22 protein-coding genes are annotated in these 20,827 nt (G+C 74.0%); 15 read left to right on the top strand and 7 right to left on the bottom strand.

The window, feature by feature from the left end; translation table 11 throughout:
* The first annotated feature begins 71 nt into the window (after positions 1 to 71).
* A complete protein-coding gene (locus LQ51_RS27340) occupies positions 72 to 863 on the top strand; it encodes a helix-turn-helix transcriptional regulator (protein ID WP_046570692.1) in 792 nt (263 codons plus the stop codon).
* 87 nt (positions 864 to 950) lie between these two features.
* Here LQ51_RS27340 and LQ51_RS27335 read toward each other — a convergent pair whose 3' ends face one another.
* Positions 951 to 1,355, bottom strand: a complete 405-nt coding sequence (locus LQ51_RS27335; RefSeq protein WP_046570650.1) for a YjbQ family protein — start codon at positions 1,353 to 1,355, stop codon at positions 951 to 953.
* Positions 1,356 to 1,579: 224 nt separating this feature from the next.
* Here LQ51_RS27335 and aceE point away from each other — a divergent pair, with 224 nt between their 5' ends.
* On the top strand, positions 1,580 to 4,324 hold the full coding sequence (aceE, locus tag LQ51_RS27330; protein ID WP_046570648.1) for a pyruvate dehydrogenase (acetyl-transferring), homodimeric type: 2,745 nt from the start codon (positions 1,580 to 1,582) through the stop codon (positions 4,322 to 4,324).
* A gap of 204 nt (positions 4,325 to 4,528) precedes the next feature.
* Here aceE and LQ51_RS27325 read toward each other — a convergent pair whose 3' ends face one another.
* Positions 4,529 to 5,488 carry a helix-turn-helix transcriptional regulator gene (locus tag LQ51_RS27325; protein WP_046570646.1) on the bottom strand — a complete coding sequence of 320 codons (960 nt, stop codon included), beginning with the start codon at positions 5,486 to 5,488 and terminating at the stop codon, positions 4,529 to 4,531.
* Positions 5,489 to 5,550: 62 nt separating this feature from the next.
* On the opposite strand from LQ51_RS27325, the gene LQ51_RS27320 reads away from it, so the two are divergent.
* Both LQ51_RS27320 and LQ51_RS27315 read left to right on the top strand, forming a co-directional pair.
* Complete coding sequence (locus LQ51_RS27320; RefSeq protein ID WP_046570644.1) at positions 5,551 to 6,135, top strand: DinB family protein; 585 nt, start codon at positions 5,551 to 5,553, stop codon at positions 6,133 to 6,135.
* Between the two features lies 1 nt (position 6,136).
* Positions 6,137 to 6,574: a VOC family protein gene (locus LQ51_RS27315; protein WP_046570643.1), complete on the top strand. Its 438-nt coding sequence runs from the start codon at positions 6,137 to 6,139 to the stop codon at positions 6,572 to 6,574.
* Between the two features lie 109 nt (positions 6,575 to 6,683).
* Here LQ51_RS27315 and LQ51_RS27310 read toward each other — a convergent pair whose 3' ends face one another.
* The gene (locus LQ51_RS27310) at positions 6,684 to 7,130 is read right to left on the bottom strand and encodes an SRPBCC family protein (protein WP_046570642.1); all 447 of its coding nucleotides are present in this window, start codon (positions 7,128 to 7,130) and stop codon (positions 6,684 to 6,686) included.
* A 185-nt stretch (positions 7,131 to 7,315) separates the two neighbouring features.
* On the opposite strand from LQ51_RS27310, the gene LQ51_RS27305 reads away from it, so the two are divergent.
* From LQ51_RS27305 to gltX, 3 genes are all read left to right on the top strand, one after another.
* Positions 7,316 to 8,665: a GH1 family beta-glucosidase gene (locus tag LQ51_RS27305; protein ID WP_046570640.1), complete on the top strand. Its 1,350-nt coding sequence runs from the start codon at positions 7,316 to 7,318 to the stop codon at positions 8,663 to 8,665.
* The gene (locus tag LQ51_RS27300) at positions 8,662 to 9,939 is read left to right on the top strand and encodes an MFS transporter (RefSeq protein WP_046570638.1); all 1,278 of its coding nucleotides are present in this window, start codon (positions 8,662 to 8,664) and stop codon (positions 9,937 to 9,939) included. The genes LQ51_RS27305 and LQ51_RS27300 overlap by 4 nt, the downstream gene beginning before the upstream one ends.
* A 107-nt stretch (positions 9,940 to 10,046) precedes the next feature.
* Complete coding sequence (gene gltX / locus LQ51_RS27295; RefSeq protein ID WP_082159687.1) at positions 10,047 to 11,456, top strand: glutamate--tRNA ligase; 1,410 nt, start codon at positions 10,047 to 10,049, stop codon at positions 11,454 to 11,456.
* 69 nt (positions 11,457 to 11,525) lie between these two features.
* Here gltX and LQ51_RS27290 read toward each other — a convergent pair whose 3' ends face one another.
* Positions 11,526 to 12,128, bottom strand: a complete 603-nt coding sequence (locus tag LQ51_RS27290; protein WP_046570691.1) for a copper resistance CopC family protein — start codon at positions 12,126 to 12,128, stop codon at positions 11,526 to 11,528.
* A 224-nt stretch (positions 12,129 to 12,352) separates the two neighbouring features.
* Here LQ51_RS27290 and LQ51_RS27285 point away from each other — a divergent pair, with 224 nt between their 5' ends.
* Positions 12,353 to 13,015, top strand: coding sequence for a hypothetical protein (locus LQ51_RS27285; RefSeq protein ID WP_046570689.1), 663 nt, complete (start codon positions 12,353 to 12,355; stop codon positions 13,013 to 13,015).
* Positions 13,016 to 13,036: 21 nt separating this feature from the next.
* On the opposite strand, the gene LQ51_RS27280 is transcribed toward LQ51_RS27285, so the two are convergent.
* On the bottom strand, positions 13,037 to 13,366 hold the full coding sequence (locus LQ51_RS27280) for a hypothetical protein (protein ID WP_046570635.1): 330 nt from the start codon (positions 13,364 to 13,366) through the stop codon (positions 13,037 to 13,039).
* Positions 13,367 to 13,577: 211 nt separating this feature from the next.
* Here LQ51_RS27280 and LQ51_RS27275 point away from each other — a divergent pair, with 211 nt between their 5' ends.
* The 5 genes from LQ51_RS27275 to fabF all read left to right on the top strand — a co-directional run bounded on the left by LQ51_RS27275 (position 13,578) and on the right by fabF (position 18,393).
* On the top strand, positions 13,578 to 14,879 hold the full coding sequence (locus LQ51_RS27275) for a PucR family transcriptional regulator (RefSeq protein ID WP_304413738.1): 1,302 nt from the start codon (positions 13,578 to 13,580) through the stop codon (positions 14,877 to 14,879).
* A gap of 78 nt (positions 14,880 to 14,957) precedes the next feature.
* On the top strand, positions 14,958 to 15,893 hold the full coding sequence (locus LQ51_RS27270; RefSeq protein WP_046570631.1) for an ACP S-malonyltransferase: 936 nt from the start codon (positions 14,958 to 14,960) through the stop codon (positions 15,891 to 15,893).
* Positions 15,893 to 16,837 (top strand): beta-ketoacyl-ACP synthase III, encoded by a 945-nt coding sequence (locus LQ51_RS27265; protein WP_046570629.1) that lies wholly within the window; start codon positions 15,893 to 15,895, stop codon positions 16,835 to 16,837. Before LQ51_RS27270 ends, LQ51_RS27265 begins: the two co-directional genes overlap by 1 nt.
* An 87-nt stretch (positions 16,838 to 16,924) precedes the next feature.
* Complete coding sequence (locus LQ51_RS27260) at positions 16,925 to 17,164, top strand: acyl carrier protein (RefSeq protein ID WP_007072348.1); 240 nt, start codon at positions 16,925 to 16,927, stop codon at positions 17,162 to 17,164.
* A gap of 2 nt (positions 17,165 to 17,166) precedes the next feature.
* Entirely contained in the window at positions 17,167 to 18,393 is a 1,227-nt protein-coding gene (fabF, locus tag LQ51_RS27255) for a beta-ketoacyl-ACP synthase II (RefSeq protein ID WP_046570626.1), read from the top strand.
* 103 nt (positions 18,394 to 18,496) lie between these two features.
* Here the strand turns inward: fabF and LQ51_RS27250 are convergent, their stop codons facing one another.
* Positions 18,497 to 18,718 carry a hypothetical protein gene (locus tag LQ51_RS27250; RefSeq protein ID WP_046570624.1) on the bottom strand — a complete coding sequence of 74 codons (222 nt, stop codon included), beginning with the start codon at positions 18,716 to 18,718 and terminating at the stop codon, positions 18,497 to 18,499.
* A 111-nt stretch (positions 18,719 to 18,829) separates the two neighbouring features.
* Between LQ51_RS27250 and LQ51_RS27245 the strand changes: the two genes are divergently transcribed.
* The gene (locus LQ51_RS27245) at positions 18,830 to 19,540 is read left to right on the top strand and encodes a class I SAM-dependent methyltransferase (protein WP_046570623.1); all 711 of its coding nucleotides are present in this window, start codon (positions 18,830 to 18,832) and stop codon (positions 19,538 to 19,540) included.
* Positions 19,541 to 19,624: 84 nt separating this feature from the next.
* Positions 19,625 to 20,263, top strand: coding sequence for a lipoprotein (locus tag LQ51_RS27240; RefSeq protein WP_052745083.1), 639 nt, complete (start codon positions 19,625 to 19,627; stop codon positions 20,261 to 20,263).
* Between the two features lie 3 nt (positions 20,264 to 20,266).
* On the opposite strand, the gene LQ51_RS33550 is transcribed toward LQ51_RS27240, so the two are convergent.
* Positions 20,267 to 20,827 (bottom strand): hypothetical protein (locus tag LQ51_RS33550; protein ID WP_197087932.1); only part of this gene is annotated, 561 nt, incomplete at its 5' end.

The following is a 20,827-nucleotide window of genomic DNA, read 5'->3' as shown; positions in this document are numbered from 1 at the left end:
CGATCCTTGCGGCGGCGCCCGGCCGGCGCGCGGCCCGCCGAACCGCTGCCCGGCGGCCTACGCTGGCCGGCATGCACACCGCCACGCCGCTGCTCCGGCACCCGGACTTCCGGGTCACCGCCGTGCGCTGCCGCGACGACCACACCCGCTGGTGCGGGCCGGAGGCGGCCAGCGCCTACGGGCTGGTGCTGGCCCTGCGCGGCGGCTTCCGGCGGGCCGGGCGCGGCGGGGTGGAGTACGTCGACGCGACGACGGCCTACCTCACCGTGCCCGGCGAGGAGGAGCGCTTCGCCCACCCGACGGCGGGCGGGGACGACTGCACCTCGGTGCACCTGTCGGAGCGGTTGTGGCGGGAGTTGTTCGCCGACCGGCCGGTCCCGGCCGTGGTGCACGTCGACGCGCGGGTCGACCTCGCCCACCGGCTGCTGCTGCGGTCCGTCCGCCGGGGGGACGCCGGGTTCGCCACCGCCGAGCGACTGGTCCGGCTGGTCGGCACGGCCACCGGGCCGGCGGCCGGCGGCACCGGGCAGAGCCGGCGGCTGGTGGAACGGGCCCGCACGGCGCTGCACGACGGCCACCCGGACGCCGCCGGGCTCGTCCCGCTGGCCCGCTCGCTCGGGGTCTCGCCGTACCGGCTGAGCCGGGAGTTCCAGGCGCTGGTCGGGGTGCCGCTCACCCGCTACCGCAACCGGCTGCGGGTCGGGCGGGCGCTGGACCGGCTGGAGCAGGGCGTCGACAGCCTCGCCGGGCTCGCCGCAGAGCTGGGCTTCACCGACCAGGCGCACCTGACCCGCACGGTCCGCGCCCAGCTCGGGCACACCCCGGGCGAGCTGCGCCGCCTGCTCGGACCCGCCGAGGGCTGAACCGCCGACCGCCCGGAGCGTGAGCCGCCGGCCGCCCGGAGCGTGAGCCGCCGGCCGCCCGGAGCGTGAGCGGCCAGCCGCCCCGGGTCAGCCGGCCAGGAAGGAGAAGCGGACCTTCCGGTTCGGGTTGTCGCCGTTGGTGTCCACCAGGCAGAGCGACTGCCAGGTGCCGAGCTGGAGCCGGCCGCCGAGCACCGGCAGGGTCGCGTACGGCGGGACGAAGGCGGGCAGCACGTGGTCCCGGCCGTGCCCGGGCGAGCCGTGCCGGTGCCGCCACCGGTCGTCGGTGGGAAGGAGGTCGTCCAGCGCGCGCAGCAGATCGTCGTCCGAGCCGGAGCCGGTCTCGATGATCGCCAGCCCGGCGGTGGCGTGCGGCACGAAGACGTGCAGCAGGCCGTCGCCCTGGCCGGAGACGAACCGCTCGGCCTCGGCGGTGATGTCCCGGACGGTCGGCCGGGACCCGGTCTGGACACTGATCACCTCGCTACGCATACGGCGCATTCTGCCCCACCCGGCCCGGCGGCGCGGCCGGCGGCGGAACGGACCCCGGCGGGGCGCCGGTCCGCCGCCCGGATGCGGCGCGGCCGGTAGCGCAAAGTTACTGGTGAGTACCTGTGTTGAGCGTCGCGTCTGAGGGAGGGAGACGTGACGACGAGCGGTATCAGGAGGCAGGATGGCGCTAGAGACCTAACCCACACAGAACCGAGGGAACGCCTGTGGCTACGGAACGCAAGCGCCCGGTGATCACCGCTGGTCTGCCGAGCCAGCTTCCGGACATCGACCCTGAAGAGACCAGTGAATGGGTCGAGTCGCTTGATGGTGTCATCGACGAGCGCGGAACCAAGCGCGCCCGCTACGTCATGCTGCGCCTGCTCGAGCGGGCCCGCGAGCGTCAGGTCGGGGTGCCGTCGCTGACGACGACCGATTACATCAACACCATCCCGCCGGAGCGCGAGCCGTGGTTCCCGGGGGATGAGCACATCGAGCGGCGGCTGCGGGCCTACATCCGGTGGAACGCGGCGATGCTGGTGCACCGGGCGCAGCGTCCGGAGATCGGGGTGGGTGGTCACATCTCCACCTTCGCCAGCTCCGCGTCCCTCTACGAGGTGGGCTTCAACCACTTCTTCCGGGGCAAGGACCACCCGGGCGGCGGGGACCACATCTTCTACCAGGGCCACGCCTCCCCCGGCATGTACGCGCGGGCCTTCCTCGAGGGGCGGCTCAGCGCCGACCAGCTCGACGGCTTCCGGCAGGAGCTGTCGCACCCGGGCGGCGGCCTGCCCTCGTATCCGCACCCGCGGTTGATGCCGGACTTCTGGGAGTTCCCCACCGTGTCGATGGGCCTCGGCCCGATGAACGCTATCTACCAGGCGCGGTTCAACCGGTACCTGCACCACCGGGGCATCAAGGACACCTCCCAGCAGCACGTGTGGGCGTTCCTGGGCGACGGTGAGATGGACGAGGTGGAGTCCCTCGGCGCGATCGGCGTGGCCGCCCGGGAGGAGTTGGACAACCTCACCTTCGTGATCAACTGCAACCTGCAGCGCCTGGACGGCCCGGTCCGGGGCAACGGCAAGGTCATGCAGGAGTTGGAGGCGTTCTTCCGGGGCGCCGGCTGGAACGTGATCAAGGTGGTGTGGGGTCGGGAATGGGACCCGCTGCTCGCGGCGGACACCGACGGCGCGTTGGTCAACCTCATGAACACCACCCCCGACGGTGACTACCAGACCTACAAGGCCGAGTCCGGGGCGTACGTGCGGGAGCACTTCTTCGGCCGGGACCCGCGCACCCGCAAGATGGTCGAGCACCTGTCCGACGACGAGATCTGGAACCTCAAGCGGGGTGGTCACGACTACCGCAAGCTCTACGCGGCCTACAAGGCGGCCATGGAACACACCGGCCAACCCACGGTGATCCTGGCCAAGACCATCAAGGGCTGGACGCTGGGCTCGCACTTCGAGGCCCGCAACGCCACCCACCAGATGAAGAAACTGACCCTGGAAGACCTCAAACTCTTCCGCGACCGGCTCTACCTGGACATTCCGGACAAGCAGCTGGAGGAGAACCCCTACCTCCCGCCGTACTACCGGCCGACCGACACCTCCGACGAGATCGAATACCTGCACGAGCGGCGCAAGCAGCTCGGCGGCTACCTGCCGACCCGTCGGACCACCGGCAAGACCCTGCAGATCCCGGGCGCCGAGCGGTTCTCCGACGTCAAGCGCGGCTCGGGCAAGCAGAAGGTCGCCACCACGATGGCCTTCGTCCGCCTGCTCAAGGACCTGATGAAGGACAAGGAGTTCGGCAAGCGCTGGGTGCCGATCATCCCGGACGAGGCGCGCACCTTCGGCATGGACTCGCTCTTCCCGACGGCGAAGATCTACTCGCCGCACGGCCAGCGGTACACCTCGGTGGACCGGGAGCTGTTCCTGTCGTACAAGGAGGCCACCACCGGCCAGATCCTGCACGAGGGGATCAACGAGGCGGGCTCGGTCGCCTCGTTCACCGCGGCCGGCACGTCGTACGCCACGCACGACGAGCCGATGATCCCGCTCTACATCTTCTACTCGATGTTCGGCTTCCAGCGCACCGGCGACGGGCTCTGGGCCGCGGCCGACCAGATGGCACGGGGCTTCCTGCTCGGCGCCACCGCCGGCCGCACCACACTCAACGGTGAGGGCCTGCAGCACGAGGACGGCCACTCGCTCCTGCTCGCCGCCACCAACCCGGCGGTGGTCGCCTACGACCCGGCGTTCGCGTTCGAGATCTCGCACATCATGGAGAGCGGCCTGCACCGGATGTACGGGGAGGCGCAGGAGAACATCTTCTACTACCTCACCGTCTACAACGAGCCGATCTTCCAGCCGGCCGAGCCGGAGGGTGTGGACGTCGAGGGCATCGTCAAGGGCATCTACCGCTACTCCCCGGCTCCCCGGGTCGACGGGGACGCGCCGAAGGCCAACATCCTGGCCTCCGGCACCGGCATGCAGTGGGCGCTCAAGGCGCAGCAGCTGCTCGCCGGGGACTGGGGGGTGGCCGCCGACGTCTGGTCGGTGACCTCCTGGAGCGAGCTGCGCCGCGACGCGGTGGAGTGCGAGGAGCACAACCTGCTCAACCCGGGCGCCGAGCAGCGGGTGCCGTACATCCAGCGGAAGCTGGCCGACGCCGACGGGCCGAAGGTCGCGGTCAGCGACTGGATGCGCGCGGTGCCGGACCTGATCGCCCGCTGGGTACCGGGCGACTACACCTCGCTCGGCACCGACGGCTTCGGCATGTCGGACACCCGGCACGCGCTGCGCCGACACTTCCACGTCGACGCCGAGTCGGTGGCCGTCGCGACGCTGCGCCAGCTCGCCGTGCGCGGCGCGGTGCCGGCCCACGTGCCGGCCGAGGCGGCCAAGAAGTACGCGCTGGACGACGTCAACGCGGCCCCGGTGGGCGAGACCGGCGGCGACAGCTAGGTCGTACCCGCGAAGGGGCCCGGCGTTTCGGCGCCGGGCCCCTTCGTCGTCCTTCGCTCCGTCCCGCGCCCACCGCCCGACCCGTCAGCCCGGACTGCGGCATTCCGTGGCCACCCCCCGACCCGTCAGCGCAGAATGCGGCAGACCGGGCCATCGGCGGGCCCGGCGGCCGCGGCCGGTCGGTCGCGATCGAAGGACGGCCGGTCAGTCGTTGCCGGCCATCGCGGCGAGGCGGCGGGCGAGCCGGGTGACGGCCGCCCGCAGCTCCGGCGGCTCCAGTACCCGGGCCTCGACGTCGAGCCGGGCCACCTGCGCGGCGAGCCACTCCCAGTCGTCCCCGCCGACGACGAGCACGCACCACCCGTCGCGATCGTCCTCGACCCGCCCCACCTGCGGCGGCACCAGTTGCCGCAGTCGGTCGGGCTCGGTGTGCACCCGCACCCGGGCGAGACACCGGTACGGCGCCTCGGTCACCGATCGTTGCACGTAGGCGACCGGGTCCGGGTGCTCCCGCGTCCGGAAGCGCCAGGTCGTCGCCACCACCTCGCGCATCCGGTCCAGCCGGAAGGTGCGCCAGTCGTCGCGGTCGACGTCCCAGGCCATGAGGTACCAGCGGCGGCCGGTGGTGACCATCCGCACCGGCTCGACGGCGCGCTCCCGTTCGGCGCCGTCGCGGTCGGCGTAGCGGAACCGTACGCGTACCGCGTCGCGGCAGGCCCGGGCGAGCGTCACCAGCAGCTCCCCGTCGATTTCGACGCCGGGACCGACCAGGGTTTCGGTGGCGTCGTGCACCGCCCGCACCTCGGCGCGCAGGCGGGCGGGCATCACCTGGTCGAGCTTGGCGAGCGCGCGCAGGGCCGCCTCGCCCGCCCCGGCGACCGTGCCGCCCGAGGCCAGCCGCAGGGAGACAGCCGTCGCGATCGCCTCCTCGTCGTCGAGGAGCAGCGGCGGCAGCCGGGTACCGGCGCCCAGTTGGTAACCGCCGCCGACGCCCGGCACCGCGTGCACCGGGTAGCCGAGCGTCCGCAGCCGCTCCACGTCACGGCGTACCGAGCGGTCGGTGACCCGCAGCTCGGCGGCGAGTTCGGCGGCGGTCCAGGAGGGTCGCCGCTGCAACAATGCCAGCAGCCGCAGCACCCGCTCGGTGGTCGCCTCGACGGTCATGCGGTCATGGTTCCACAAATCACGGAACGTTCCTGTCCGCTATTGCCGGCAGGGTGGGGAGCATGACAGACCGGAACCGACATCTTCTGCTGCGGGATCAGATCGACTGGCACTGGACCCACCAGGTCCGCGACCGCCTCAACGGCCTCACGGACGACGAATACTTCTGGGAACCGGTGCCCGACTGTTGGAACGTACGGCCGCGGGGCACCGGCACCGCACCGGTGCAGGGCGGGCAGGGCGCCATGACGATCGACTTCGCGATGCCGCAGCCCGAGCCGCCACCGTTCACGGCGATCGCCTGGCGACTCGGGCACGTGATCGTCGGTGTGCTCGCCGTCCGCAACGCCGCGCACTTCGGCCGCGCGCCGACCGACTACCAGTCGTTCGCGTACGCCCCGACCGCGGCGGCGGCCCTGGCCCAACTCGACGCCGAGTACGCCGCCTGGCGGTCCGGGGTGGAGTCCCTCGACGAAACCGGTCTCGCCCGGCCGTGCGGGCCGGCGGAGGGGCCGTACGCGGACCTTCCGATGGCGGCCCTGGTGTTGCACATCAACCGCGAGCTGATCCACCATCTGGCCGAGGTGTGCCTGCTCCGCGACCTCTACCTGCACACCCACCGGCAGACCCGACGGGAGGCGAGCTGAGATGGCCCGCGACGTGCAGATCACGTTCGACTGTGCCGACCCGGCCGGGTTGGCGGCCTTCTGGGCCGACGTCCTCGGCTACCGGTTGCAGGATCCGCCCGCCGGCTTCGCCTCGTGGGAGCAGGCGCTGGACGCCCTGGGCGTACCGCCGGAGCGGCGCAACGACGCCTCGGCGCTGGTCGACCCGGAGGGCGCCGGGCCGCGGCTGTTCTTCCAGCGGGTGCCGGAGGGCAAGCAGGCCAAGAACCGCGTACACCTGGATGTGCGGGCCGCGCCCGGTCTGGCGGGTGACGCGCGGATGGCGGCCCTGGAGGCGGAGGCGGCGCGGCTGGTCGCCCTCGGGGCCACCCGGCTGCGCCGCCACGAGCCGGCGCCCCCGCTCGGCGCCGGGCATCTCGTGCTGACCGACCCGGAGGGCAACGAGTTCTGCCTGGACTGACCGGCCGCGCGGCGCGGTCGCGCCGCCGGGCTCAGCTGACGATGGTCCGGCGTTCCTGGCGGGAACGCCGGACCATCTCCATCGCGGGCGACGCCGGGACCGGCTCCGGTCAGCCGACGGCGGCCAGGTCGGTGAGCCGGGCCAGCGAGTCCTCCAGGTCGGCGCCGACCCGGCGCAGGCCGAGCCGGAGCAGGGCGGCCTTGACCGGCCCGGCGGGCCAGCGTACGACGATGAGCCGCACGACGGTCCCGCCCTCCTCCTCGTCCGGGGTCAGCTGTACGTAGATCTCGGTGCGCGCCTCGGCCCGGGCGCCGGCGCCCTTGGCCCGCTCGCGCCACCCGATCAGGGTCGGCTCCTGGTAGGCGATCACCTCGGCCTCGTGCGCCGCGCCGCGCCCGGCCTGGACCAGTTGTCGCCGGCCGAAGCCCTCTCCGGAGAGGACCTCGGCCGCGCGGACCCCCGCCAGCCAGGCCGGCAACTGCTCGGCCCGCTGCACGACGTCCCAGACCGCTTCCACCGGCGCCATCACGTGCGCACTGCGTTCCACGAGGATCATCTTGTCTTTCCCCCACTTAAACCACATCCGCGATATTCGGCACTCTATGTGTAAATCGGACTTACCTGGACGGGTTCGGAAAAAGACACGCCGAAAGCCCTTGCCCCGCCTGGCTTTCGGGCCTATGGACCGGCGGCGCTCCGCGCCCTAGAGTCGCGAACACGCTTCGCGTTTCTGGAGGGCGAATGACGAGCACGCCGATGCCCGACTTCCCCGCCGGCTTCCGGTGGGGGGTCTCCACGTCCGCGTACCAGATCGAGGGGGCGGCCACCGCCGACGGCCGGGGTCCGTCCATCTGGGACACCTTCGCCCACTCCCCCGGCCGCATCGTCGACGGCAGCACCGGCGACGAGGCCTGCGACCACTACCACCGGTACGCCGAGGACGTCGCGCTCCTGGCCGGGCTCGGCGTCTCCGGCTACCGGTTCTCCATCGCCTGGCCCCGGATCCAGCCCACCGGCGCCGGGCCCGCCAACCCGGCCGGGCTCGACTTCTACGACCGGCTGGTGGACACCCTGCTGGCGCACGGCGTCGACCCGGTCGCCACGCTCTTCCACTGGGACCTGCCGCAGGCCCTCGAGGACGCCGGCGGCTGGCTCAACCGGGACACCGCCGCCCGCTTCGCCGAGTACGCCGACCTGGTCGCCGCCCGCCTCGGCGACCGGGTACGGCTCTGGATCACCCTCAACGAGCCGTTCATCCACATGAGCCTCGGGCACGGCATGGGCACGCACGCCCCCGGCCGGGCGCTGCTCTTCGACGCCTTTCCGGTGGCCCACCATCAGCTCCTCGGGCACGGCCTCGCGGTCGCCGCGCTGCGCGCCCGCAGCACCAGCCCGGTCGCCATCGCCAACAACTACTCGCCGGTGCGGCAGGCCGGCGACACCGACGCCGACCGGGCGGCCGCGGCGGCGTACGACGCGCTGCACAACCGGCTCTTCACCGACCCGCTGCTCGGGCGCGGCTACCCGGACGGCTTCGAGCTGTCGGTGGTCCGCCCCGGCGACCTCGACGCGATCGCCGCCCCCATCGACGTGCTCGGGGTGAACTACTACAACCCCACCGCCGTGCGGGCCGCCGAGCCCGACTCGCCGCTGCCGTTCGAGCTGGTGCCGCTGGACGGCTACCCGCGCACCGCCTTCGACTGGCCGGTGGTGCCCGACGGGCTGCGCGAGCTGCTCGTCGACCTCAAGCAGCGGTACGGCGACGCGCTGCCGCCGATCCAGGTCACCGAGAGCGGCTGCGCGTACGACGACGTGCCGGACGCCGACGGCCGGGTGCCCGACCCGGAGCGGATCGCGTACCTGGACGGGCACGTCCGGGCGGTCCACGCGGCGATCGCCGCCGGCGTCGAGGTGACCGGGTACTTCGTCTGGTCGCTGCTGGACAACTGGGAGTGGGCCGAGGGCTTCACCAAGCGGTTCGGCCTGGTGCACGTCGACTACGCCACCCAACGGCGCACCCCCAAGGCGTCGTACGCCTGGTACCGGGACGCGGTGATCCGGGCCGGTGCCGATCCGGGGCCGGCGCGGTGACCACGGTGAACCCGACGCCGGCCTCGCTACCGGCGGCGCTGGCCGAACCCACCGTGCCGGTGCGGCGGAGCTGGATCGCGCTGATCTTCGCGGCCAACCTGGGCGTCTGGATGGCCTTCTTCACCCCCCTCCAGGTGCTGCTGCCCCAGCAGATCGAACGGATCGCGCCCGGTGACAAGGAGGCGATGTTCGCGGTCGTCACCGGCCTCGGGGCGCTCGCCGCGGTGCTGGCGAACCCGCTCGCCGGGGCGCTCTCCGACCGCACCGTGCTGCGCCTGGCCAACCGGCACTTCGGCCGGCGGCACGTCTGGACCGCCACCGGCGCGGTGCTGGGCGCGCTGGCGCTGCTGCTGCTGGCCCGGCAGAACACCATCGCCGGGGTGGCGGTCGGCTGGGTCGCCGCGCAGGTCTGCTTCAACGCCATGCTGGCCAGCCTCACCGCCGCCATCCCGGACCGGGTGCCGGTGGCCCAGCGCGGCGGTGTCTCCGGCTGGGTGGGCATCCCCCAGGCGCTCGGCCTGGTGCTCGGCGCGGTGCTGGTCACCGCCGTGGTCACCGGCAACGCCGCCGGGTACGCGGCCGTCGCGCTGGCCGTGCTGCTGCTGTCGCTGCCGTTCGCGCTGCTCACCGAGGACGACCCGCTGCCCCGCGAGCACCGGCCGGTGCTCCGGGCGCGCGCGCTGCTCGCCTCCATGTGGATCAGCCCGCGCCGGCACCCCGACTTCGCCTGGGCCTGGTTCACCCGGTTCCTGGTCCAGCTCGGGAACGCGCTCGGCACGCTCTACCTGCTGTACTTTCTCACCGACGGGGTGCGGATGGCCGACCCCGAGGGCGCCCTGCTGGTGCTGATCCTGCTCTACACGCTCGGCATGATGCTCACCGCCGTGGTGTCCGGGCGGATCTCCGACCGGTCCGGCCGGCGCAAGGTGTTCGTGATCGTCTCCGGCCTGGTCATGGCGGTGGCCGCGGTGCTGCTCGCGGTCGTACCGACCTGGCCGATGGCGATCGTCGCGGCGCTGCTGCTCGGCGCCGGCTACGGCGTCTACCTGTCGGTGGACGCGGCGCTGATCACCCAGGTGCTGCCGGCCGCCACCGACCGGGCCAAGGACCTCGGGGTGATCAACATCGCGAACTCCGCCCCGCAGGTGCTCGGCCCGGCGCTCTCCGCGCCGATCGTGGTCCACCTGGGCGGCTACCCCACCCTGTACGCGGCCACCGCGGTGATCACCCTGCTCGGCAGCGCCCTGGTCCTCAAGATCCGCTCCGTGCCGTGACCCCCCGCCGGCCGCCGCCGGCCCGGTGACCGGGGTCCCGCCACCCGGGGAGGGGTTGAGCCGGGGCCCTTCCTTATCCGCTCGCGTGCCGCCGTAGGCTGGAGCACGTGACGGTACGTGTACGCTTCGCCCCCTCCCCGACCGGTATGTTCCACGTCGGCGGCGCGCGCTCCGCGCTGCAGAACTGGATCTACGCCAAGCAGCAGGGCGGGGTGTTCGTGCTCCGCATCGAGGACACCGACGCCGCGCGCAACAAGCCCGAATGGACCGAGGGCATCCTCTCCGCGCTCGACTGGATCGGCATCGCCCGGGGCAGCTACGAGGGCCCCCACTTCCAGTCCTCGTACGCCGGCGAGCACCGGGCCGCCGCCCAGCGGCTCTACGAGGGCGGCCGGGCGTACTACTGCGACTGCACCCGGGAGGACGTGCAGGCGCGGACCGGCTCGCAGTACCAGGGCTACGACGGCTTCTGCCGGGACCGGGGCCTGACCCCCGGGGAGGGCCGGGCGCTGCGCTTCCGCACCCCGGACGAGGGCGAGACCGTGGTGGTCGACCTGATCCGGGGCGAGCCGACCTTCGAGAACAAGCTGATCGAGGACTTCGTCATCGCCCGCGGCGACGGCTCCCCGGTCTTCCTGCTCGCCAACGTGGTCGACGACATGACCATGGGGATCACCCACGTCATCCGGGCCGAGGAGCACCTGCCCAACACCCCCAAGCAGCAGCTGCTCTGGGACGCGCTCGGGGTGAAGCCGCCGATCTGGGCGCACGTGCCCGTGGTGGTCAACGAGAAGCGGCAGAAGCTGTCCAAGCGGCGCGACAAGGTCGCCCTGGAGGCGTACCGGGACGAGGGCTACCTCGCCGCCGCGATGCGCAACTACCTGATGCTGCTCGGCTGGGCCCCCTCCGGCGACCGCGAGATCGTGCCCTGGTCGGTCATCGAGGAGGAGTTCCGGCTGGAGGAGGTGAACCCCTCCCCGGCGTTCTTCGACGAGAAGAAGCTGCGCGCGTTCAACGGCGAGTACATCCGGGCGCTGCCGGTCGAGGACTTCGTCACGGAGTGCCAGCCGTGGCTGACCGGGACGGAGACCATCGCCCCGCCGCCGTGGCAGCCCGCCGAGTTCGACGCCGACGCCTTCGCCGCGGTCGCCCCGCTGGCGCAGACCCGGATCGCGGTGCTCAGCGAGATCGTGCCGAACGTCGACTTCCTCTTCCTGGCCGACCCGCTGATCGACGAGGCGGCCTGGGCCAAGGCGATGAAGGAGGGCGCCGCGGACCTGCTGGACGCCGCGATCGCCGCCTTCGACGCGCTGGAGTCCTGGGACGCCGGGTCACTGAAGTCCACGCTGGAGGCGGTGGGCGCGGAGCGCGGGCTGAAGCTCGGCAAGGCGCAGGCGCCGGTCCGGGTCGCCGTCACCGGCCGTACGGTCGGCCTGCCGCTCTTCGAGTCGCTCGAGGTGCTCGGCCGGGACCGCACCCTGACCCGGCTGCGCGCCGCCCGGGTGCGCCTGGTCTGACCGCCGTGCCCGGCCGGGCCGTCGCTCCCGCGGCGGGCCCGGCCGGGGGGGCACCCGGTGCGGGCGGGCTCAGCGGCGGGCGGCACGGCGGCGCAGCAGCAGCCCGCCGCCCAGCACGACGAGCAGCGCCGCCACACCGAGCGCCCAGAACCAGCCGGTCCCCCCGCCCTCCATCCCGCGGGACGCGGCGGGACCCGGGGCCGGCGCGCTGCCGGACGGGGCCGGCGGGGTGCTCGGCGCCGCGCTGGTCGACGCCGGGGCGGCCGACGGCGTCCCGGCCGGGACGCCGGTGGTCAGGGTGAAGCGGAGCTGCCCCCGCACCGGATGACCGTCGGCCGAGCCGACCTGGTAAGCGACGAGGTACTCGCCGGCCCGGCCCGGCGTGAACGGCACGCTGACCCGCTTGCCGGCGAAGCTGGCCGCGCCGGTCGAGGCGGCCACCTCGCCCGGGCCGGTGACGGTGACCTTCGTGGTGGCCGGCGACGGGGTGGCCAGGAAGCGCAGCTCGATCCGCTCCGGCGGGGTCGCCAGCCGGGCGCCGTTCGCCGGGTCACTGCCGGCCAGCGAGTTGTGCGCGGCGGCCGGCGCGGCCGGCAGCAGCACCGGCACCCCGACCGCCAGGCCGAACACCATCAGCCCGCCACACGCCACGCGGGCGACCCTGCCCCCCATGAGCCCCTCCATCCGGGTACGATCCGGCCGCTGATCAACGACCGCTCATTGGTCGGTCGTAGATCGCAGATAGTTCCAAATACTGTTCCACTAGCTGCAACCGAGCGACGTTCTGCGGAGTCTTTGAAGGTGGGCACCCGAAGTTCGGGCCGGGCCACCGCCGTCGGCCGATCAAGCGTGACCTGCAGCGGATGCCACCCATCGAACGGGGCGAGGAGGCGGCGATGGTCCGTAAGGTGAAGCGGCTGCTGGCAGCCGTGGCGGCCGGTGCGCTCGCCGCCCTGTGCACGCTGACCCTGGCCGACGCCCCGGCCGCCCAGGCGGCCCCGAAGCCGAAGCTGCCACCGGCCGGAGTGGACATCACCGGCGACCGCCTCGACCAGCCGCTGCAACTGCGCGCCGACAGCCGCCCCGCCGAGGTCAACGCCGTCATCGACCAGGTGAAGTGGCTCGGGCAGACCGGCCAGCAGCGCGGCCCGGGCGCCAAGGACCTCGGTCCGAAGTACACGGTGGTGGTGCTCACCGGGGGCAACCCGGCGAAGACGTACGACCTCTACCCGCTCGCCAAGGGCGGGCCCCGGGTCTACCGGCCGGCCAAGCAGCCCGACCTGAGCAAGCCCCGGGCTGGCTGGTTCTTCGGCCGGCTCAACATGTCCGAGACGCTGCGCGGCGTCGGCGTGCCGCTGGAGAAGCAGTTCGACACGCTCAGCGGCGGCATCGGCGGTGGTGAACGGGTCATCCCCGAGGAGGCGCTGGACCCGGTGCAGGACATCGGCACCGCGATGGACGAGTTGCAGCGGCTGCTGCTACTCAACGTCGGTGTGGTCGTGATCATCACCGCCGGCCTCGCCGGCATCGCGCTGCTGATCCGCCGCCGCACCCGCTGACCGGGAGCCCCGGCCGCGGGGTCAGCACCAGCGCCGCGGCGGCCGCTCCCGGCGCAGCCTGCGGTTGCCCGGCCGGACCGGGCCGTGCCGGTGCCCGCCCGCCCAACCGGGCAGGTCGCTGCGGCAGCCTTCGTCGGCCGGCTCGGACCCGGCCGGCGGCACCGGCTCGGCGGGCCGGGGCCGGGGCAGCGACGCAGCGTCGTCGCGGTCCGGCCCGCGGCCGGCGGCCGGCTCGGCCGAGTGGGTCAGCCCCGTCCAGCGGGGCTGCTTGGCGGGCGCCGGCTGCTCGTGGTGGCCCGGCCGGCAGGGCTCGCCCTGGGCGCAGCCGTGCTCGGCCTCCCCGTGCGCCATCCCGGTCTCCTCACGTTCGCCATCGCCCGCCGGGCGGTCGCCCCGACGTGCCCTGACACCGTACTGGCCGGGGCCGACGGCGCGGACGGCGCGTACCCGTGGAGATCGTCCGGGACCGGCGCCGGCGCCGGGCGGCCGGTGGCCGGGTCGGTCACCGGCGGACAATCTGCCCCAGCCCGCCCGGGCGGCCCGCCGCCGGACCGACCTCGAGGTGCCGTCCCTGGTCAGGGCGTGTCAGGCTGGGGCGGTGAGCGAGCCGGGCGGGACCGAACTGGCGGCGACGCTGCGCCGGATCGAACGGGCGGCGGGCGCGCTGGCCACCGCCAGCGTGTCCCGGATGGACGAGACCCTGCCCTGGTTCCGGGAGCTGCCGGCCGACCAGCGGTCCTGGGTGATGCTGGTCGCCCAGGCCGGCGTCCGGTCCCTGGTGCAGTGGCTGCGGCAGGGCGGCGGCGCCACCGACAGCACCCAGGAGGTCTCCGACGAGGTCTTCGCCACCGCCCCACAGGCCCTGGCCCGCTCGATCAGCCTCCAGCAGACCGTCGCGCTGATCAAGGTGACCATCGAGGTGGTCGAGGAGCAGGTGGCGCACCTGGCCGTGGAGGGCGAGGAGCAGTCGCTGCGCGAGGCGGTGCTGCGCTTCTCCCGGGAGATCGCGTTCGCCGCCGCCCGGGTGTACGCCCGCGCCGCCGAGTCCCGCGGCTCCTGGGACGCCCGGTTGCAGGCGCTGCTGGTGGACGCGCTGCTGCGTGGCGACTCGCCGGACGTGCTGGCCAGCCGCGCGGCGGCGCTGGGCTGGTCGGACGCGCCCCCCGTCGCGGTGGCGGTGGGCCGCTCGCCGGGCGGCGAGGTGGCCGCCGTCCTGCACACCGTCTACCGGCAGGCCCGCCGGATCGGCGTCGAGGTGATCGGTGGCGTGCACGGTGACCGGCTGGTGATCGTGCTGGGCGGGGCGGCCGACCCGCTGGCGGCCACGGAGAAGCTGCGGTCCGCGTTCGGCGAGGGCCCGGTGGTGGTCGGCCCGGCCGTGCCCAGCCTGGACGAGGCGACGGACTCGGCGCGGGCGGCGCTGGCCGGGTTCCGCGCGGCGCCGGCCTGGCCGACCGCGCCGTGCCCGGTGCCCGCCGCGGAGCTGCTGCCCGAGCGGGCGTTGGCCGGTGACGCGGAGGCCCGGCGCCGGCTGCGGCACGACGTGTACGCGGCGCTGGTGCGCGCCGGTGGCGAGCTGCTGGAGACGCTGGACGCCTTCTTCGCCGCCGGTGGCACGCTGGAGAGCGCGGCGCGGGCCCTCTTCGTGCACCCGAACACGGTGCGGTACCGGCTCAAGCGGGTCGCCGAGGTGACCGGCTTCTCGCCGCTCGCCCCACGGGACGCGTTCGCCCTGCAGGTGGCGCTGACGGTGGGTCGCCTGGACCCGGTGGTCCCGGGGGTCACACCGGTACCGAACCAGACTTTGGGGCCGACCGGCCGGAAATCGCCACAGACAGGTGACGATCACCGCCGATCTTTGTAGGAACCATCCAAAGCTTCTAGTACGGTTTGGTGCCGTGCGTTACAGCGCGACCCGCGAGTATCCGTCAGAGTCGTAAGCGTGCTCGCCGTACTCTCCCCCGGCCAGGGTTCCCAGAAGCCCGGCTTCCTGACCCCCTGGCTCGACCTGCCCGACGCCGAGGCGCGGCTGCGCTCGTGGTCCGCGCTGGCCGGCGTCGACCTGGTCCACCTCGGCACCGAGGCGGACGCGGACGAGATCAGGGACACCGCCCGCACGCAGCCGCTGCTGGTCGCGGCCGCGCTGCTCGCGGCCGAGCACCTGCCCCTGCCGGACGGCGCGCTGGTGGCCGGGCACAGCGTCGGTGAGCTGGGCGCCGCCGCCCTCGCCGGGGTGCTCACCGCCGAGGCGGCCGTGACGCTCGCCGGGGTCCGCGGCCGGGAGATGGCCGCCGCCTGCGCCCTCGAACCGACCGGCATGGCCGCCGTGCTCGGCGGCGACCCGGACGAGGTGCTCGCCGCGATCGAGGCCCACGGGCTGCACCCGGCGAACCGCAACGGCGCCGGCCAGATCGTCGCCGCCGGCTCCCTCGACGGGCTGGACAAGCTCGCCGCCGAGCCGCCGACGCGGGCCCGGATCACCCGGCTGAAGGTGGCCGGGGCGTTCCACACCCCGTACATGGCCCCGGCCGAGGCCGCGCTGGCCGAGGTCGCCGCCGGCATCACCCCGGCCGATCCGGCCCGGACGCTCCTGTCCAACCTGGACGGCACCGCCGTCGGCGACGGGCGGGAGCTGGTCCAGCGGCTGGTCCGCCAGGTCACCGCCCCGGTCCGCTGGGACCTCTGCATGCGTACGCTGGCCGACCTCGGCGTCACCGGCGTCATCGAGCTGCCGCCGGCCGGCACCCTGGCCGGCCTGGTCAAGCGTGAACTCAAGGGCGAGGGCGCGCCGGAGATCGTCACCCTCAACACCCCCGACGACCTGCCCGCCGCGCGGGACCTGATCGCCCGGCAGGCGCGAACGGAAGGCACCCACTGATGACCGGCAGCAGGATCGTCGCGATGGGGCACTACCAGCCCTCGCGGGTAGTGACCAACGACGAGCTGGCCCAGATGGTCGACACCAACGACGAGTGGATCCGGGACCGGGTCGGCATCGTCACCCGGCGGATCGCCGGGGACGAGACGGTGGCCGACATGGCCACCGCGGCGGCCGGCAAGGCGCTGGCCAACTCGGGCCTGACCGCCGCCGACATCGACCTCGTCGTGGTGGCCACCTGCACCTCGGTCGACCGCAGCCCGAACGTGGCCTGCCGGGTCGCCGCCAAGCTGGGCATCACCGCCCCCGGCGCGTACGACATCAACACCGCCTGCTCGGGCTTCGCGTACGCGCTGGGCACGGTCGACCACGCCATCCGGGCCGGTGCGGCGCGCAACGCGATCGTCATCGGGGCCGAGAAGCTCTCCGACTTCACCGACTGGACCGACCGCTCGACCTGCATCATCTTCGGCGACGGCGCGGGGGCCGCGGTGGTCACCGCGACCGGCGACGACGAGCCGGCCGGGGTCGGCCCGGTGGTCTGGGGGTCGGTGCCGGAGAAGAGCGACGCGGTCCGCATCGAGGGTTGGCGGCCGTACATCGCGCAGGAGGGGCAGGCGGTGTTCCGCTGGGCCACCACGGCGCTGGCGCCGCTGGCGCTGCAGGCCTGCGAGCGGGCCGGGGTGGCCCCGTCGGAGCTGGCCGCGTTCGTGCCGCACCAGGCCAACGCCCGGATCATCGACGGCATCGTCAAGCGGCTCAACATCCCCGATGCGATCATCGCGAAGGACATCGTCGAGTCCGGCAACACCTCGGCGGCGAGCGTCCCGCTGGCCCTGTCCAAGCTGATCGAGCGGCGCGAGGTGCCGGCGGGCGCGCCGGTGCTGCTGTTCGGCTTCGGCGGCGGCCTGACCTACGCCGGCCAGGTCGTCCGCTGCCCGTGAAGACCCCCTCGGGCGCGAGCGCGCCGAGGAGTGACGACCGGCGTCGCCGGCCGTCGAGTGAACCCCCGATGAGAGGAACCAACCGCAATGACCCGTGACGAGATCACCGCCGGCCTCGCCGAGATCCTCGAAGAGGTTGCCGGGGTGAACCCGGACGACGTGGCCGAGGGGAAGTCCTTCACCGACGACCTCGATGTCGACTCGCTCTCCATGGTGGAGGTCGTGGTGGCTGCCGAGGAGAAGTTCGGCGTCAAGATCCCGGACAACGAGGTGCAGAACCTCAAGACGGTCGGGGATGCCGTCAGCTACATCGAGGCGCAGTCCTGATCATGAGTCGTCCCGACGTCGTCGTCACCGGGCTCGGCGCGACGACCCCGCTCGGCGGGGACGTCGCGTCGACCTGGGACGCCATGCTCGCCGGCCGCTCCGGGGTGAGTGCGCTCACCCAGGAGTGGGCCGAGCAACTGCCGGTCCGGATCGCCGCGCAACTCGCCGTCGACCCGTCGACGGTGCTCGACCGGGTCAAGCTGCGGCGGCTGGACCGTTCCGAGGCGATCGCCCTCATCGCGGCTCAGCAGGCCTGGGCCGACGCCGGGCTGGCCGATTCCGGGCTGGACCCGGAGCGGTTCGCGGTCAGCGTCGGCTCCGGCATCGGCGGCGCCACCACCCTGCTCGCCCAGGACGACATCCTGGAGGCGTCCGGCCCGCGGCGGGTCTCCCCGCACACGGTGCCGATGCTGATGCCGAACGGCCCGGCCGCCTGGGTCGGGTTGGAACTCGGCGCCAAGGCCGGGGTGCACTCGGTGGCCAGCGCCTGCGCGACCGGCGCGGAGGCGATCGCGCTCGGGCTGGACATCATCCGCGCCGGCCGGGCCGACGTGGTGGTGGCCGGCGGCACCGAGGCGGTCATCCACCCGCTGCCGATCGCCGGTTTCGCCTCGATGCGGGCCATGTCGACCCGCAACGACGAGCCGGAGAAGGCCTCCCGCCCGTGGGACAAGGGCCGCGACGGCTTCGTCCTCGGTGAGGGCGCGGGCATCGTCGTCCTGGAGCGCGCCGACCACGCCGCCGCCCGCGGCGCCCGGGTGTACGCCCGCCTGGCCGGTGCCGGCATCACCTCGGACGCGTACGACATCGTGCAGCCGCACGCCGAGGGCGAGGGCGCGATCCGGGCCATCGCCCGGGCGGTCGCCGACGCGGACGTCGCCCGGACCGACATCGTGCACGTCAACGCGCACGCCACGTCGACTCCGGTGGGCGACATGCTGGAGATCGGCGCGTTGCGCAAGGCGGTGGGCGACCACCCGGTGCTGACCGCCACCAAGTCGATGACCGGGCACCTGCTCGGCGCGGCCGGTGCGCTGGAGTCGATCGCCACCATCCTGGCCATCCGCGACGGGATCGTCCCGCCGACGATCAACCTGGACGACCCGGATGAGGGGCTCACCCTCGATGTGGCCGCCCACAAGGCGCGCCACCTGGAGGTCCCGGCGGCGCTGAACAACGCGTTCGGCTTCGGTGGGCACAACGTGGCCCTCGTCTTCACCCGCGGCTGAGCGCCGCGCCGGTCGCCGGGGTGACCGGCGGTGCCGTGCACAGGGTCCGCGCCCGTTCCGGGCCCGGACCCTGTGCGCGTCCCGGGCCGGAGCGCGGTCCCGGTCAGCTCCGGTTGCGGGGGTGCTGGCGGGCGGTGCGCTCGTTGCCGCGCCGGTAGTTGCCGGTCCAGCGGGCCATCACCAGCTGGGGGTCCTGGTCGACCTCGGCGAGGAACTCGGCGGCCCGGCCGCCGCGCAGGGTGGTCGCCGCCCGGCCGTGGTGGGTGATCACCACGGTGCCGTCGGTCCGTGCCAGATAGTCGAAGCCCTGCGCCTGCTGTCCCATGGCCGCCCACCCTGCCAGCGCCCGGCGCGCCGCGCACCGGATTTTTCCCGCTCCCCGGACCGGCCCCGGCCCGTCCCTTAGGGTGGATTTGTCCGAACCGAGGGGCACGGGGTGGAAGCGACCGAGATCCGCAAGCTCGCCGCGCTCGAGGACAGCCACTGGTGGTACCGGGAGCGGCGGGCCCTGCTGGCCAGGGCGCTGCGCCGGCTCGCGGCGACCGGGGTAAGCCCGGCGCGCGCGCTGGACGTCGGCGCGGCCGGCGGCGGCAACACCCGCGTGCTGCGGGCCCACGGCTGGCGACCGGTCGCACTGGAGTACAGCGCCGAGGGCGCCGCGGTGGCCCGCGACCGCGGCCTGCCCGTGATCCGGGCCGACGCCCGGCAGCTGCCGCTCCCCCCGGCCGGCCTCGGCCTGGTGGTCGCCTTCGACATCCTGGAACACCTCGACGAGGACCACCTCGCCGCCGCCGAGATCCGGCGCGTCCTGCGCCCGGGCGGCACCGCGCTGATCGCGGTGCCGGCCGACCGGCGGCTCTGGTCCGCCCACGACGTGGCGGTCGGGCACGTCCGCCGCTACGACCGCGCCGGCTTGCGCGCCGTGGTCGAACAGTCCGGGCTGGTCGTCGACGAGCTGTGGAGCTGGAACGTGCTGCTCCGCCCGGTGGCCGCCTGGCGGCGCCGCCGGGCCACCGGCAGCGATCTCGCAGACCTGCGTCCCGTGGTCAACCTCGGGCTGCGCACCGTCGTCACCGCCGAGCGGTACCTGCCGGTGAAGGCGCTGCCCGGTGTCTCGCTGATGCTGCGCGCCCACCGCCCGGCCTGACCGGGGCACCGGAAACGACGAAGATCTACTAACATCCCTGGTCCGCCGTCGAGCACGACGGCACGGAACGCAGGAGGACAGGGAATGCTGCGACGTACCGCGACGGCCGTGCTGGCCGCGCTGGCCCTGGCCGGGGTCGCCGGCTGCGGCGACGAGCAGCCGCAGACCGCCGCGAGCGGGTCGGCGTCGCCGAGCCCGACCGCGTCGCCGGTGGTGGCCGGGCCGCCCTGGTACGACGACGTCGCCCCGGCCGAGGCGGCCCTGGAACTCGGCGACCGGGCCAGCGCCTGCCCGATGGAACTCCTCATCTCGGCGCCGGCGAAGTGGCGGGCGAAGGCGGTGAAGAACGGCCGGGACGCCGCGATCGGCGGTGCCGTGCCGGTCTGTGAGATCGACGCCAAGCCCGCCGGTCACCTCGGCTTCCTCCGGGTCTGGAAGGCGGACACCCCGGGCAACCAACAGGAGGTCCTGGACCGGTTCCTCGACGCGTACGGCGAGGTCACCGACCGGCAGTACCGGCGGACGAAGGCCGGGCCGCTCGACGCCCTCGAAACGACCTACGTCGCGGAGAGCGGTACCCACGAGCGGGCGATCCTGGTGTCGACCATCTGGGGGCGGTTCCTGCTCACCCTGGGCGGCCCGGACGACGCGGAGCACCAGGCCATGCTGCCGGCGTACCAACTGGCCAAGCAGACCGCGAAGAACAACCGGGACTGGGAGTAGCGCTCAGCGCAGCCGGTACACCGCCAGCCGGGCGGTGTCGTAGCGCAGGTCGGCCAGGGTGCGCAGGGTCGGCGACTCGCGGCCGACCTGGCGGTCCACGACCAGCCAGCGCACCCCGTACCGGTCGCGCAGGGCGGCCAGGCCGGCCGCGGTGGGCGCGCTGAAGGCGGCGTCGTTGGCGCGCAGCCGGGCGGCGTCCCAGAACGGCGCGTACGGGCCGGCGGGCCGGCCGACCATCCGGGGGGCGAACGCCCACCCCTCGACCAGCACCGACCGCTCGGCGTAGCCGCTGAGCCAGAACGAGCGGGCGTCGCACGCGCCGTCCACCACCTCCCGGCAGTGCACGTTGGTGGCGAGCACGTCGGCCGGGTCGCTGTGCGCGTGCACCCAGCGCGCCGCGGCCACCCGGGAGGCCGGCATCGACACCACCGGGTACGCCCCGCCGTTGCGGTGGGCGCGGGCCGCCGCCGCGTCCAGCACCAGCCCCGGCGCCCCGGCCAGCAGCACGGCGGTGAGCAGCACCAGGCCGCCCCGGCCGGCCAGCCCCGGCCAGCGGCCCGCCAA

Source organism: Micromonospora sp. HK10 (assembly GCF_000982955.1).
Taxonomy (GTDB): Bacteria; Actinomycetota; Actinomycetes; order Mycobacteriales; family Micromonosporaceae; genus Micromonospora.
This window is presented reverse-complemented; position numbering and strand designations above follow the sequence as displayed.

Bases quoted from the DNA above. Each gene is read 5' to 3' on its own strand.
- LQ51_RS27320 (WP_046570644.1), top strand. From the start codon at position 5,551: ATGACAGACCGGAACCGACATCTTCTGCTGCGGGATCAGATCGACTGG.
- LQ51_RS27265 (WP_046570629.1), top strand. From the start codon at position 15,893: ATGACCGGCAGCAGGATCGTCGCGATGGGGCACTACCAGCCCTCGCGG.
- LQ51_RS27250 (WP_046570624.1), bottom strand. From the start codon at position 18,718: ATGGGACAGCAGGCGCAGGGCTTCGACTATCTGGCACGGACCGACGGC.
- LQ51_RS27310 (WP_046570642.1), bottom strand. From the start codon at position 7,130: ATGATCCTCGTGGAACGCAGTGCGCACGTGATGGCGCCGGTGGAAGCG.
- fabF (WP_046570626.1), top strand. From the start codon at position 17,167: ATGAGTCGTCCCGACGTCGTCGTCACCGGGCTCGGCGCGACGACCCCG.
- LQ51_RS27240 (WP_052745083.1), top strand. From the start codon at position 19,625: ATGCTGCGACGTACCGCGACGGCCGTGCTGGCCGCGCTGGCCCTGGCC.
- LQ51_RS27325 (WP_046570646.1), bottom strand. From the start codon at position 5,488: ATGACCGTCGAGGCGACCACCGAGCGGGTGCTGCGGCTGCTGGCATTG.
- LQ51_RS27335 (WP_046570650.1), bottom strand. From the start codon at position 1,355: ATGCGTAGCGAGGTGATCAGTGTCCAGACCGGGTCCCGGCCGACCGTC.
- LQ51_RS27340 (WP_046570692.1), top strand. From the start codon at position 72: ATGCACACCGCCACGCCGCTGCTCCGGCACCCGGACTTCCGGGTCACC.
- LQ51_RS27285 (WP_046570689.1), top strand. From the start codon at position 12,353: ATGGTCCGTAAGGTGAAGCGGCTGCTGGCAGCCGTGGCGGCCGGTGCG.
- LQ51_RS27290 (WP_046570691.1), bottom strand. From the start codon at position 12,128: ATGGGGGGCAGGGTCGCCCGCGTGGCGTGTGGCGGGCTGATGGTGTTC.
- LQ51_RS27260 (WP_007072348.1), top strand. From the start codon at position 16,925: ATGACCCGTGACGAGATCACCGCCGGCCTCGCCGAGATCCTCGAAGAG.
- LQ51_RS27315 (WP_046570643.1), top strand. From the start codon at position 6,137: ATGGCCCGCGACGTGCAGATCACGTTCGACTGTGCCGACCCGGCCGGG.
- LQ51_RS27280 (WP_046570635.1), bottom strand. From the start codon at position 13,366: ATGGCGCACGGGGAGGCCGAGCACGGCTGCGCCCAGGGCGAGCCCTGC.
- LQ51_RS27305 (WP_046570640.1), top strand. From the start codon at position 7,316: ATGACGAGCACGCCGATGCCCGACTTCCCCGCCGGCTTCCGGTGGGGG.